We start from the raw sequence: 13082 nt of genomic DNA on the forward strand, positions 1-13082 counted from the left end.
GTGGAAATTCTGAGTTTTGGCACAGTGGCATGGGAGAATACCTCTTTGGCAAGCATTGCGGCTAATCGAATTCAATATCTAAGAAAACCAAAGAACAAGAATAATGGCTCAAAATTTTCATAGTAATTCCCAACTTCCCTCAGATATCTCAACTATAATCAGTCACATAGCAAAGCCAAGTTCTGAATTCTACGCTCTTTTTTCAAAAGAAGAAGTTTTAGAGATAATTGAGGCATTAGAAGTTAGACGAGAAATACCTTTAAAGTATTCTTATAAAGGTAGAGGTGCAAAAAGTTGGAACGATTTTTATCTAAAATATGTTATTCCTAGATGGTATGGAAGAGTTAATGTAGAAATTGACCTTCTAAAAGATAATTTTCAATATTTGAATAGCAATATCCCCACTGGGAAAAAAGTCAACATTGTAGACGTCGGTGCAGGAAATTCATATCCTGTGAAAAAATTTATCCGCGAACTAAATAAATTAGGCAAGGTTAATAAATATATTGCCTTAGATATTAGTGAAGAATTACTTCATGTATCTAAAAATAATTTTACAAAATGGTTTCCTTTGGTTGACTTTATCAGTTCACCAATTGACATAGAAAATAGCTGCGTACCCAAAATTTTATTTCAAAATCAACTTATTCATGAGAATGACGACACAGCAAAAATATTTTTACACTTAGGAGTTACCATTGGCAATCATCAAAATAGAGATAAGGTACTCAAAAACTTTAGAGATAGCATGGGGAAAAATGATTTTCTAGTATTCACTAATGAAATTGGTTCTAACTCGCAGTGGAATGGCATAGTTAGAGGTGGCTGCAAGTATCATGTAGACGAAATATATGGGTGGGTTAAAAATAAGATTGGGATTAAATCTGAAGATTGCGAACTTATAAGAAAATATGATTTAAGAATAGATAGTATAGTCGCTAATCTTAAATTCCTTCATGATTATACTATAAATTTTAGTCGGATGGGGATAGATAAAAATATTGAAATATCTGAAGGTGAAGAAATTACTATTTGGCGACATCACAAGTATGAAATGCCTAAATTATTACAAGAAATAGAACGTTCTGGACTACAACTTCTGCACTATAGTACTGACAAAAACAAATCACATATCATGGTGATTTGTAAGGTTGCTAGTAATTAAGGAACGTGGATTAAATAAAAAACCTGAAATAGCTGATTAACCAAGATTTTACCCGACCTTAACCCTCCCATTGGAAAAGCCAGAAGGCAATTTGGTCAACTAAAAAATTAGAAGTACAAGCGGCTTTGATTCGTGAGGTTTTTCTGGAATCTCAGGGCATCAAAATTTAGAACAGCTACAGAGATATTTAGAAGTGACTGAGGATCAGGTATTGGGAGCGGCGGCTCATCAAGTCCAATCACGTAACTTTCGGAGCTGCTCATTTCACCTTATATGTATTTCTTTAGAGCGATTAAGTTGCGCTCTGTGCTAGCTAGATTAGGCATTAGAAATAACTAACAGCTATCTGGTTTTAACGAAGGAGATTATTGATATGGTTGAGAGTAAGCAAGCTTTAGACAAACAGGTTGAAAATGCTAACCGCACGACAACGGGTCAATCCTATGCTGATTCAACTGGTACAAACATAGATGCTGGAGCATCTGGAATCGAGTATGCTAACCGTACAACAGCAGGTCAATCTTATACTGGTTCAACTGACACAACTATAGATGCTGGAGTATCTAGACCTGCAAATGCTCCTACAATTAAGCCTCAATCCGATGTTCGTCCAACAAACGGAGGTAGCAATACTACATTAAATAGAGCGCTAATAGGAGGACTCATTGGTGTTACGTTAGGCTCATTAGCTGGCGCTTTCGCTGGTAAAAGAGTAGGTCAAGGCTTTAAGCACACTGTAAAAGGTATAGGAGACGCATCAAAGACTATTAGTGATGGTCTTGGTCAAACTGCAAAAGGTCTAGGGGACGCGGCAAAGAGTGTCGCTGAGGGTACTATCCAAGCTGTTGTAGGTGGTACAATCGACACCGTAGAAGGGGTTGCTGACGTAGCCAAGCAAACTACTGTAGGAACACTGGACGCATTGCAGAGTACAGCAAAGGGTGTTAATCAAGCTGTACAAGTTGCTGGGGATACAGTAAAGGATGCAACAGAAAATGTCGTTGAGGGAATTAAGCAAACCACGGTAGTAACACTAGACGCAGTACAAAGTACAGCAGAGGGTATTAATCAAGCTGTACAAGGTGCTGCGGACAAGGCAAAAGATACAGCAGAAAATGTTGCTGACGTAGCCAAGGAAACCACTGTAGGAACACTAGACGCAGTACAGAGTACAGCAGAAGGTGCTAATGAAGCTGTACAAAGTGCTGCGGACAAAGCAAAGGATACAGCAGAAAATGTTAAACCATCTGAAAATTACAGCAATCAACATAAGCGGAAATAGTTGCAACTAACCCGTAAATCAAGAATGATGAAATTGGTATAGGAGATATAGACCGTACCTCGACCTTCTATATTCCAATACGGTTCAGTTAAGCAATTTTTTCCTTCTCTTTCTTGTCTCTGCGTCCTCTGCGCCTTGGCGGTTCGTTAAAAAATTGACTTTGATAACAGAGTTTTAGCCTTAACTGAACCGTATTGTTCTATATTCCAGATTCAGATCAGACAAAGGGGGTTTTTCAAAAGTCCCTTATGTCTATAAATGAATGAATACCAATAGCTTCTGTTAAAGAAGACTCATTTTCAGAAAAAAGTGCTTGGCTTTAGTAACTCTTAGAAACAGACGCATAGGATTGCAAACCAATAATTTTCTGAGTTTGTAGCTGAGAGAAGTCTAATAAAGCAGTTTTTAAAGATTAAGGATAAGCAATAGTTGCTTTTTTCAAAGGACATATAGCGTTTCCTAAGCAGATAAAGTACACCCAAATCTTTTTTATCAAGGTTAGTAGCTTTGAAAACGTACCTCACTAGATCGGGAACCGCTATATATTTATTCCTTCTACTTTAAGGACTACTTGCAAACATAGAAAATTCATGAATTATTGGTTACTAGACAACTTACGTTTTTCCAACTTAAACTCTGGGAGACTAAGAAAAAACGTCTAGGTATTGTTTTTCTGTCTTATTACAAAAGAGAAGATTATTATGAATGGAAATCAACAGTTTTCACAGCCTGAAGGAAATATTGATATGTCTACAGATCAAGCCAATAATTATACAGCAGGTAAAAGCACGAATAATGACTTAGCTAAAGTAGCGTTTGGAGCGCTCATTGGTGCTACATTGGGTGCGCTAGCTGCGGCTTTAACTATTAAGGGTACAACCGAAAAAGTTGACAAAACTGTAAAAAATGTAGGAAATGCGGTAAAGGGTGCCACTGGGAGTTTTAATCAAACTGTAAAAACTGTAGGAAACGCAATAAAGACTGTAGCTGACAGTGTTAACGAAACTGTAAAAGATGTAGGGGATGCTGTTAAAGATACAGCTTTGGACGTTAACGGCATTGCAATAGATACAGTGGATGCTGTTAAAGGTACAGCTGTAGGCGTTAACGATACTATAAAAAATACAGTGGATATTGTTAAGGGTGCAACTGAAGGTGTTAAAGACACTGTAAAAGGTACAGTGGACGTAGACAAGAGTGGAGTTGAGGATGACACTCTATCTGCTAGTGAGAACGCTAATATACCTAATGACCAGACAACATACATTTTGGTTCCACTAGACAAAAAGCAGTAACAGGCAAATTCTGCCTTCATCATCAGCACTAAACTATAAGAAGAATTGTAGGTTGGGTTGAGGAACAAAACCCAACATTTTCAGTAGTTTGTTGGGTTTCATTTTGTTCAACATCTAGGGCAGATCAAATATTTATGATAAAACTAACAAATCACTTGGATTGAGCTTGTGTATACATTAAATGTACATCAAACGCGGTCTAGGTTGAGGAACTGGACGCCCTAAATCTTTAGCCGTTTCTATCCATTCATGCACAACTAACTCTACATTATGTAAGGCTTCTTGATAACTATCGCCGTCAGCAGCACAGCCTGCTAATTCTGGTACTTCAGCAATAAAGGCTTGATCTAATTCACTCCAGTAGAGAATAATTTCATACCGAAACATCATTTTTAGTTCCTAGCTTATACTTGATAATCACTGCCCTAACTTGTTTAATTTGATAGCTTTTGGCTTTTCCTTTTTTGTGTTGTAGGTTCAATATTTCCTCAACATCGGCTTTGATAAAAATACGATGATCGCCACGAATCCGTTCCTCAAACCCTAATTTATATAAAAGTTGCCACAGTTGGGCAAAAGGGATTTCTGTATCAGAAGTCCCAGAGAGAATTTTTTCTAAGATTTTGTCTTGCTGACTCACGTTTTTCTAACTGTCTTAATGTTTCTATAGTCTCATATTTATTTAAAATCAGGCTATACAAAAGCAAAACTATAGAACTAGTATAGCTTCGCTACTTTTCTACAATCCTTTATCGTAGCGTTCCGCAGGAAAGGTATCACCAATTTATCAGTCATATAGACAACTACAGAGGGCAAATTGTTGAGATTGCTCATATCATAATGCTGAGGTATAAATCCATCTCAGTTAATCTTAGTATTGAGTAAGAAATATTACACGATTATGAAAAAGCAAATTCTAGGTGCAGCTGTATTTTTAACCACGATTAGTTTGACAACAACCGTACAAGCAGCAAATTCTGAACACGTTAGACAGTTATTAGCAACTAAACAATGTCAAAACTGTGATTTGAGCAGTGCAGGTTTAGTGATGGCTGACTTATCTGGAGCTAATTTGAGCGGTGCTAATCTTACAGGTGCTAACCTCAGCCGTGCAAACTTGAGCGGCGCAGATTTGCGGGGTGCAAACTTGAGTGGCGCTAGTTTATTTGGTGTTAACCTGAGCGAAGCTAAATTTAATGGAGCAAATTTGACGGGTGCTGATTTGAGAAATAGTTATTTAGCAAATGCAGAACTGACTGGTGCTTACCTGAATGGTGCTAACTTTCAGGGTGCAGTTGGCATACCATCACAAATTGCTTCACCAGAAGAATTTTATGCTTTGGGTGTAGCAGAAGGGCAAAAAGGCAACCAACAACAAGCAATCAGTTATTTTAATCAAGCGATCGCTATTAAACCAGAATATGCGGGTGCTTATTTAGCTCGCGGTGTCGCCCGTTACCAAATACTAGATAGACAAGGTGCATTTCAAGATGCCCAAATTGCTGAAAAGTTGTTTACATCCCAAAGCAATACCCCTGGAACCCAAACAGCCCAAGCTTTTATTAAAGAACTGCAAACACCCGTAAATGAAAAAGTGAGTGCTGGTAGCCCCAGTTTTGTTGACTTTTTAGGAAGTCTAGGCTCAGTCTTACTCCAGTTCTTTCCTTTTTAAAGGGGATAATAACAAATGACAAATGACAAATAACAAATGACTTTATCTCAGGAATTATGGGCAGCAAATCAAGACTTAGCCCAAGCTTGCCTAAAGCATCCTTTCGTTCAAGGCATTGGCGATGGTACTCTTGAGCAAGCTAAATTTGCTTACTACGTAGGGCAAGATGCTTTTTTTTTAGAAGCTTTTGCCCGTGCGTACAGTATCGCCGCAGCTAAAGCACCAGACTGGTTGGGTTTCACCACATTTCATAACCTAGCTAGTGGAGTTTTAGAAGAACTGCGGTTGCATAGTGGTTATGCTTCTCAGTGGGGAGTAAATTTGCATTCTGTCGAACCTGCATCAGCTACCCGCCACTATACTGACTTTTTGTTAGCAACTGCTTGGGGTGGAGATGTAGGCTTAACTGCTGCGGCGATGTCTCCCTGTATGCGTTTGTATGCCTTTTTGGGAGAAAAGTTAGCTGCTAACGGCATTCCTAATCATCAATATGCAGACTGGATTCGTACTTACAGCAGTGCAGATTTTCAACCACTAACACAACAATTAGAAAATTTGGTTGACAATTATGCCGCTACTAATTCTGTTGTGCATTCAACCTATCGTTATGCGATGTTTTGCGAACGCGACTTTTTTCAAGCTGCGTGGATTTTGGAGTAAGGTAGCGCAACTAGCTGTGCTACCTTATGAACTTAACGAATAATAGCTGCTCTATTAGGTAAAATAAAATTAGACATTGCTCAAGCTGCCTTTGCCGTTAGTTGTAGTTTGGGTAGGTTGAGTTGTCAGAACCGCAACAACTGAAGGAACTTGTGAAATAGATTTTTGACTAGTACTCCGCTTTCGGGTAGAGCCGCCTGCCTTTGAATACTCCATGCTGTTTCTACCGTAGACAGTCGCAACTCCAGTAAGCATCCTTTCAGAAAGTTCCGAGAGTGTTTCCTCCATTTCAGTTATCGTCTTACGAGATTCATCAAGATTAGACAAAAGCGTATTATAAGCTTCTAGCGTGGCACGGGTGTTATCAATAAGGCGGGTGTAAGCCTCAATGCTTAGTCCATGCCCTAAATCTAGATTCCCATTGATAGATTTGAGTAGGGCGAGGCGGCGTTGAGCTTTGTCTACAGCAGCAGAACCGCGAGTTTTTAAAGACATGGGAGATATTCCTGGAATACTTCTATTTCAACATACTCGCGTGCGCTTCTGCGTGAGAAGAGTAATTTTATGGATTTAATTTAGACTTGATATTTAAGATTTACCATGTGTTTATACTTACTAATTTATATTTGTTTCTTGTTTGGAGATGAACACAATTAGCAAATGTTGTCGCTCAACAAGCAAATGTTGTCGCTCAACAAGCAAATGCTGTCGCTCAACAAGCAAATGCGATCGCCCAACAAGCAAATGCTGTCGCTCAACAAGCAAATGCTGTCGCTCAACAAGCAAATGTTGTCGCTCAACAAGCAAATGCGATCGCCCAACAAGCAAATGTTGTCGCTCAACAAGCAAATGTTGTCGCTCAACAAGCAAATACTGTCGCTCAACAAGCAAATGCGATCGCTTAGGCAATTATGATTGTTGTTGGATTGCTGAGTGGGGAAAAGTGTTTTATTCTAGCTCATACATCTGTTTATGTTTGGCTAAAAGCTCTTGATATTTCTCATTTGTCTTTGCTTCTACCCACTTGGCTTTAAATATTGCTGCCGATTCCGCTTTCACTGGGTCTACTTCATAGGGAAGAATTTCTTTTTTGGAATTTGAATCTTCCGAATTTTTTTTATACTTTCTGCCGCTTTTATGATTAGCATAACGGCGAGAGCGAGTATAACCCATTTGGATAAACTTTCGTGCCATATCTGCGCCGACAAAATCATCTTTCTCTAAATAATCAAGAAAAATCTCGTAAATTTTTTCACTCGACTCTCTAGCAATCTCAGGAGTTTTGAATCGCCAGTAAGGAAGAATTTCTGATTTGTATGGTTCAACCAAAAGTACACCCTGCTCACCCTTCCCAACGCGATAGAGTTCAGGATGTTGGCGAAAATCAATAATTTTAAAGTCTAAAGAATAATCAAAAGCCATGATAGATTTTTATTAGAAATAGTAAACTTTAAAAAAAAGTTCAACTTCTATCTAAGTATTGAGATTTCTTTGATTATGCTATCTAGCACCCAATCCGTGAACAGTGTCCTTGCGCCAGGAAACCTGCGTAAAGTGCATCACATTGCGCTCAACGTCCAGGATATGCAAGCTTCGCGCTACTTTTATGGCACAATCCTGGGTTTGCATGAACTCACAGGCGACGAAGTACCCGCAACCCTGGTGGAACTTGTCGCATCTGGAAAAGTAGCCAACTTCATCACCCCCGATGGTACAATTCTAGATTTATTTGGGGAACCCGAACTATCACCACCAAATCCAGATCCAGAAAAGACCTTCACTAGAGCCTACCATCTAGCCTTTGACATCGATCCGCAGTTATTCGATCGCGCGGTGACAGTGATCAGAGAAAATAAAATAGCGATCGCACACGGCCCAGTCACTCGTCCTACTGGTAGAGGAGTATATTTTTACGATCCAGATGGCTTTATGATTGAAATTCGTTGCGATCCAGAAGTCCATTAAATAATTATTTGTCAGTAAAAACGGGCAATACTTCTATGACAGCACTGACATTAAACCTGAATTCAATTCTTAAACTGACAAGAGAGCAGTTTTATCAGTTGTGTCAAGAAAACCCCGATTTACAATTAGAACGCAATGCCCAAGGAGAACTAGTCATAATGCCACCGACTGGAGGAGAAACTGGAAGAAGTAATGTTAACTTAATTCTGCAATTAGCATCATGGAATGAACAAAAGCAACTAGGTGAAGTTTTTGATTCTTCCACTGGATTTACATTACCAAATGGTGCTGACCGTTCTCCTGATGTTTCTTGGGTAGAAAAATATCGTTGGGATAGTTTGACAATAGAACAAAAAGAGAAATTTATTCCTTTATGTCCTGATTTTATAATTGAAATAATGTCACCATTTGACACTTTGAAAAAAGTTCAAGAAAAAATGTATGAGTATATGTCAAATGGGTGTCGTTTAGGTTGGCTAATAAATCGAAAAAAACAGGAGGTAGAAATTTATCGTCCTGGACAAGATGTGGAAGTTGTAAAATCACCTCAAACTATTTCTGGAGAAAGTGTTTTACCTGATTTTGTACTAAATCTGAAAAAAATTTGGGTATGATAATGTTTTAAAATACTCAAAGGGATAAAACAAAATTGAGAAATCATATTTGCCTAAAGTGGCAACAATTCTTTAAAAAACACTACTTGATTTACTATGACCGCGAAACTCACGCAACTATTTAAAGTAATTGAAGACACGATCGCAAAACCGCCAATTCCACACGAACCATACAAGCAATCATTGAAAGCCTGGGCGATGTATTGTTTGCGAGACAAAGGTTTTATAGTCGCTTATGCTCAAAATGCCGACTTTGCCATTGAAAGAAAACGTGAAGAAAAGCTATATTTTAAAGTTTCAAACAGCCCTGATGATTTAGATAATTCTGTTAGCTGGATTGTTTGGGATAGTGTAACCAAAAGCGCCAGTCTCATTCCCCAAAAAATAGACTGATGGCAAAATAGTCATCAAATATTTTCCTGATTCTTTAACTATTCTGACTCCTGTTAGCGATAGCGGGGCGTTTAGCCCATTCTGACTCCTGAATTCTAAGCTAAAAATCTTTTAATTTGCATCCTCAAAAAAATGAATCTCTTGTGGGGTGGGCATCTTGCCCGCCCTAGTTGTGCAAATTAAATGCGCGACAGCTTAACTAGACAACTGCTGCACAAATATTTGATGTTCTGGCGAATTTAATCCCAACTGCAACACAGCCAATACTTGCTGCATATTGCCAGCAAGTAAATCAAACATTGATAACCACAAGCCAGGAAATACTTGACTTTTGATAATCCCATCCGCGTCCACTTCTAAAGAGATATATTCTCCTTGTTGCAGGCGAAACCAATCTAATTTGTTTTCAAATATTTGCCAAACAATGTATTCTTTTACCCCATTACGACCATAGACTTTTTTCTTGTCATGTAAATCAATAGCAACACTGCTAGCTGCTATCTCTATTACCAGTTCTGGCGCACCTTCAATGTAATCATTATCACTCAAACGAGATTGCCCGTTAGCTGCTGGTGTAATTAATAGCACTCCATCTGGTTGCGGTTCATTGTCTCGATCTAAGCGGACTGTTGGCTCAATTCCCAATCTCACACCAGGAGTTGATGCTTCATAAACTCCTAACCAAGTGATTGTATGACCATGTGGTTCAGCATGACTTTCAAAGCGTAATGGGGATGCCAAATATACAACTCCTTCAATTAATTCTGCCTTTTGATGATGGGGCATTGCTTGATATCGCCGTTCAAATTCGTAGCGAGTGAGGCGATCGCCATTTTCTAAAGGAGGAATTCGTTGCTTGAGTGATAGGTTGACCATGATTTTCTGCTCTGGCAAGAAGTCTTACTTTAATTATGGCTTGGTACATATTTTTCTACGGAAATACTACCCAAGCCTCATTTTGTTAATAAATCGCTAGAATCAGGTTTTTCAAATACCATTAAATGCTGTTGAGGTAACAGGTTTTTAGTTTCCCGCCAAACCAAACCAACAGCTTGCATTTCTTTACGGACTTGCTTTTGAGTCATCTTGTGCAGACCTTTAATCATAATAAAGGGATTTTCACCCCGGTACTCAACCAGCACCACCCGGCCACCTGGTTTAAGTGCTTTGACAATTCCTTGCATCACTTCTTGGGGATACTCAAGTTCATGATAAGCATCTACCATCAACGCCAAATCGATACTTTCAGAAGGTAAGTTGGGGTCGCTAAGAGTTGCCAAAACAGGCTCAACATTGGTGATATTTTTCTCTTTTTTGAATAACTCAATAATTTCCAACATTTCGGGCTGAACATCTACAGCCAACACTTTCCCTGCTGTTAATAAAGGCGCGATGCGAAAGCTTAAATAACCTGTACCAGCGCCAATATCTGCCACTACATCATTAGGTTTCAGATTGAGGACGTTAACTACCTTACTTGGCTGTTCTTCTCCCTCTCTACTTGGACGTTCTAGCCAGCCAGCGCCAGTGTATCCCATAACTTTGGCAATTTCGCGCCCCATGTAATATTTGCCGATACCATCTGGACTATGGATTATCCGTTGTTCGTAAACAGTGCGGGATGAAGTCGCGGCTTGTACTGTCAGCGTTGGATTCAGCAGCAAGCAACTTAATATCACAACAAAAGTTACTATAAAGTAGAGAAATTTTGACATTTGTTTATGACTGATCTGGATAATTATAAGCAGAAACTAAAAGAATTTTATGGTAGTAGAACGACTTATGACCATGAGAAAGGTACTCGCCATCCTTTAGAAGCCAAGATTTTACTTGAATTTGTACCGCTAGGACTGGGGCAGAAAATCCTTGATGTAGCGACTGGAACAGGTTTATTGGCGATACCCGCAGCTGAAAAAGTTGGTTCTGAGGGTTATGTGATTGGGATTGACATGACTCCTGGAATGTTGCATCAAGCAAGACTGAAGATTGCCGCAGCAAAGTTAGAAAATATTGAGTTGATTGAGGCAGATGCAGAATATTTCCACTTTAGTGATAGTAGTTTTGATGTTGTCTTTTGCTGTGAAGCAATTGTACTTTTTCCTGATATCCTTGCTATTTTGCAAAAGTGGTATCGCTTCTTGAAAACAGGAGGATTTGTGGCATTTACCTGTCCTCCCGAAACTGCTTATATGGCATCTCTTCAGCAGAGTGTCTGCGCTAAAGTTTTAGATGTATCGCTACCACATATCCTTGAAACTCTTGGGACTCCAGAGAAATGTCGTAATTTGCTCATTCAGGCAGGTTTTAGAGATATCGAAATTAAGATTGAGCCATCGGGACGTTATCGCCCTCTAAGGGATAAAGAATTATCTGAGATCGCAATGAATATAAATTTTAAAGGTAATCCTTTGTTGTCAAAATTATCACAAAAACAATTAAATCAGTTGCAAGTTGAGTACAAAGCAGAAATTGAGAAACTAGCAACTGATCGAGGTATTTGGGAAGACACGACAAAGTTCTTTGTTCGCGCTCGAAAATAAGTTTTACCTTAGCGCGAACCCCTGAAAGTGACCGATCTTTGCAAATTAGCTAGAGCGCGATTGTAATCTAAAATAGCTGTGACTCGATTACCTTCTGCTGTTGTCAGGTCATTTTCAGCAGCGATCACTTCTGTTTGAGTACCCACACCAGCTTGGAACCTCAGCCTTGCTAAATTCAGAGCTTCTCTGGCTTGATTTAAAGCCACAGTAGAAGTCTGCACATTATCTAAATTAGATTGCAATTGAGAGTAGAACTGTTCTACATCAAAGCGAATTAGGTCGCGCTGGCTAGCAAATTGAGTCTCTGCGATCGCAATATTAGCTCTCGACTGATCCGCCCTTGCTCTTGCGGCTCCCCCATCAAACAAATTTAGATTTCCTTGAATTCCTACTGAATAGCTATCATTAATGCTAACACTATCATCAAACCGATCTCGCAGGTTGTAATTGCCTGCCAAACTAATTTGCGGCCCTAGCTGTGAAAGCGCCTGTCGTCGCTGTTGCTCGTTAATATTACGTTGTGCTAATTGCTGTTGCAGTTCTGGACGATTTTGAAAAGCTCTGACAATAGTTTCTTCCAGTGTTGGCTGCCAAAGTCCCACTAATTGCACAGGATCTGCTGCGCTGATATCAACTGATTGTGACAAACTTAACAGAGTTGCAAGCTGACGACGGGCAATTTGCTGCCGTGAAATAGCATTAACCAGTAGTTGTTGGGCATTTGCTAAATTCACCTGAGATTGTAGCACATCAAACCGCGTACCCACTCCAGCCTGTTCTCTGGCTTGAGTATCCCGCAAACTAGCCTGGGCATTCTCCACAGCAGACCGATTAATTCTTACTTCTTCATCGGCTTGTTGCAAATTGTAGTATTGGGTGGTGACATTCAAGCTAATTGTCAAAGACTGACTTTCAACATTTAATTCATCTACCCTTAGCTGTTCCTCGGCTGCTTGGATAGTAGCTTGTCGGTTCCCAGAATTATAAAGATTATAATTCAGTTGTGCTGAACCATTGAAAGAGGTGCTGGCTTGAGATGAGTTGCTAGTAAAGGCATTCCCACTATTAGTTAGACTACTGTCGATTCCCACAGTAGGAAACAAGGCAGCTTGGGACTCGCGTACCGCCGAGCGACTGCGTTCTACCTGTAATATGGCTATCTGTAAGTCTTGATTGTTGCGCTTTGCTAGTTCCAAAGCTTGTGCCAAACTGATTGGCACAGTTCCCTGAATCTTTACTTCCTCCGGTTTGGTAGGAAATTGCAGAGGATTGGGATTGGGGTTGAGGTAATCAGGAACCTGTACACGACTTGAGGGATTTGGCGGTTTTGGGGGAGTTGCTGCACTTGCTAAACTTGGAAGAATAGCGATACTTGACGGCAAGGCCATTGTTAAGGCTAGGCTAACCCAGGTAGAACGCACGAAGAATAAGCTGAAATTCATAATCTAGTCATTAATTGGATTTATTTAAGGATAAAATCAAAAGTTTTCATCCTA

General features: G+C 39.5%; 17 protein-coding genes. 10 read left to right on the forward strand and 7 right to left on the reverse strand.

The genetic code is table 11. The features are described 5' to 3' along the window. The first annotated feature begins 103 nt into the window (after window positions 1-103). From ANSO36C_RS22175 to ANSO36C_RS22185, 3 genes are all read left to right on the forward strand, one after another. The gene (locus ANSO36C_RS22175) at window positions 104-1165 is read left to right on the forward strand and encodes an L-histidine N(alpha)-methyltransferase (protein WP_251956262.1); all 1062 of its coding nucleotides are present in this window, start codon (window positions 104-106) and stop codon (window positions 1163-1165) included. A 373-nt stretch (window positions 1166-1538) separates the two neighbouring features. Then, window positions 1539-2447: a hypothetical protein gene (locus tag ANSO36C_RS22180; protein ID WP_251956263.1), complete on the forward strand. Its 909-nt coding sequence runs from the start codon at window positions 1539-1541 to the stop codon at window positions 2445-2447. A 701-nt stretch (window positions 2448-3148) separates the two neighbouring features. Continuing rightward, entirely contained in the window at window positions 3149-3742 is a 594-nt protein-coding gene (locus ANSO36C_RS22185) for a hypothetical protein (RefSeq protein ID WP_251956264.1), read from the forward strand. 177 nt (window positions 3743-3919) lie between these two features. Here the strand turns inward: ANSO36C_RS22185 and ANSO36C_RS22190 are convergent, their stop codons facing one another. Beyond that, a complete protein-coding gene (locus ANSO36C_RS22190; protein WP_251956265.1) occupies window positions 3920-4132 on the reverse strand; it encodes a type II toxin-antitoxin system HicB family antitoxin in 213 nt (70 codons plus the stop codon). After that, window positions 4116-4382, reverse strand: a complete 267-nt coding sequence (locus ANSO36C_RS22195) for a type II toxin-antitoxin system HicA family toxin (protein WP_251956266.1) — start codon at window positions 4380-4382, stop codon at window positions 4116-4118. Before ANSO36C_RS22195 ends, ANSO36C_RS22190 begins: the two co-directional genes overlap by 17 nt. Before the next feature lie 261 nt (window positions 4383-4643). Between ANSO36C_RS22195 and ANSO36C_RS22200 the strand changes: the two genes are divergently transcribed. Together ANSO36C_RS22200 and ANSO36C_RS22205 are read left to right on the forward strand one after the other, a co-directional pair. Further along, entirely contained in the window at window positions 4644-5414 is a 771-nt protein-coding gene (locus ANSO36C_RS22200; RefSeq protein WP_251956267.1) for a pentapeptide repeat-containing protein, read from the forward strand. A gap of 36 nt (window positions 5415-5450) precedes the next feature. Beyond that, complete coding sequence (locus tag ANSO36C_RS22205; RefSeq protein ID WP_251956268.1) at window positions 5451-6074, forward strand: TenA family protein; 624 nt, start codon at window positions 5451-5453, stop codon at window positions 6072-6074. 69 nt (window positions 6075-6143) lie between these two features. Here the strand turns inward: ANSO36C_RS22205 and ANSO36C_RS22210 are convergent, their stop codons facing one another. After that, window positions 6144-6569, reverse strand: coding sequence for a hypothetical protein (locus ANSO36C_RS22210; protein ID WP_251956269.1), 426 nt, complete (start codon window positions 6567-6569; stop codon window positions 6144-6146). Between the two features lie 165 nt (window positions 6570-6734). Here ANSO36C_RS22210 and ANSO36C_RS22215 point away from each other — a divergent pair, with 165 nt between their 5' ends. Continuing rightward, window positions 6735-6989, forward strand: coding sequence for a hypothetical protein (locus ANSO36C_RS22215; protein ID WP_251956270.1), 255 nt, complete (start codon window positions 6735-6737; stop codon window positions 6987-6989). Between the two features lie 33 nt (window positions 6990-7022). On the opposite strand, the gene ANSO36C_RS22220 is transcribed toward ANSO36C_RS22215, so the two are convergent. After that, window positions 7023-7496: a DUF4385 domain-containing protein gene (locus ANSO36C_RS22220; RefSeq protein WP_251956271.1), complete on the reverse strand. Its 474-nt coding sequence runs from the start codon at window positions 7494-7496 to the stop codon at window positions 7023-7025. 75 nt (window positions 7497-7571) lie between these two features. On the opposite strand from ANSO36C_RS22220, the gene ANSO36C_RS22225 reads away from it, so the two are divergent. From ANSO36C_RS22225 to ANSO36C_RS22235, 3 genes are all read left to right on the forward strand, one after another. Continuing rightward, window positions 7572-8039, forward strand: a complete 468-nt coding sequence (locus tag ANSO36C_RS22225) for a VOC family protein (protein ID WP_251956272.1) — start codon at window positions 7572-7574, stop codon at window positions 8037-8039. A gap of 35 nt (window positions 8040-8074) precedes the next feature. Further along, the gene (locus ANSO36C_RS22230; protein ID WP_251956273.1) at window positions 8075-8653 is read left to right on the forward strand and encodes a Uma2 family endonuclease; all 579 of its coding nucleotides are present in this window, start codon (window positions 8075-8077) and stop codon (window positions 8651-8653) included. Window positions 8654-8749: 96 nt separating this feature from the next. Next, window positions 8750-9046, forward strand: a complete 297-nt coding sequence (locus ANSO36C_RS22235) for a hypothetical protein (RefSeq protein ID WP_251956274.1) — start codon at window positions 8750-8752, stop codon at window positions 9044-9046. 195 nt (window positions 9047-9241) lie between these two features. On the opposite strand, the gene ANSO36C_RS22240 is transcribed toward ANSO36C_RS22235, so the two are convergent. Both ANSO36C_RS22240 and ANSO36C_RS22245 read right to left on the reverse strand, forming a co-directional pair. Continuing rightward, the gene (locus tag ANSO36C_RS22240; protein ID WP_251956275.1) at window positions 9242-9922 is read right to left on the reverse strand and encodes a Uma2 family endonuclease; all 681 of its coding nucleotides are present in this window, start codon (window positions 9920-9922) and stop codon (window positions 9242-9244) included. Window positions 9923-9999: 77 nt separating this feature from the next. Further along, window positions 10000-10761, reverse strand: a complete 762-nt coding sequence (locus ANSO36C_RS22245; protein WP_251956276.1) for a class I SAM-dependent methyltransferase — start codon at window positions 10759-10761, stop codon at window positions 10000-10002. A gap of 6 nt (window positions 10762-10767) precedes the next feature. On the opposite strand from ANSO36C_RS22245, the gene ANSO36C_RS22250 reads away from it, so the two are divergent. Next, window positions 10768-11586, forward strand: coding sequence for a class I SAM-dependent methyltransferase (locus ANSO36C_RS22250; protein ID WP_251956277.1), 819 nt, complete (start codon window positions 10768-10770; stop codon window positions 11584-11586). 8 nt (window positions 11587-11594) lie between these two features. Here the strand turns inward: ANSO36C_RS22250 and ANSO36C_RS22255 are convergent, their stop codons facing one another. Then, on the reverse strand, window positions 11595-13028 hold the full coding sequence (locus ANSO36C_RS22255) for a TolC family protein (protein ID WP_251956278.1): 1434 nt from the start codon (window positions 13026-13028) through the stop codon (window positions 11595-11597). Window positions 13029-13082: the final 54 nt, after the last annotated feature.

This window comes from Nostoc cf. commune SO-36, from assembly GCF_023734775.1.
Classification (GTDB): domain Bacteria; phylum Cyanobacteriota; class Cyanobacteriia; order Cyanobacteriales; family Nostocaceae; genus Nostoc; species Nostoc commune_A.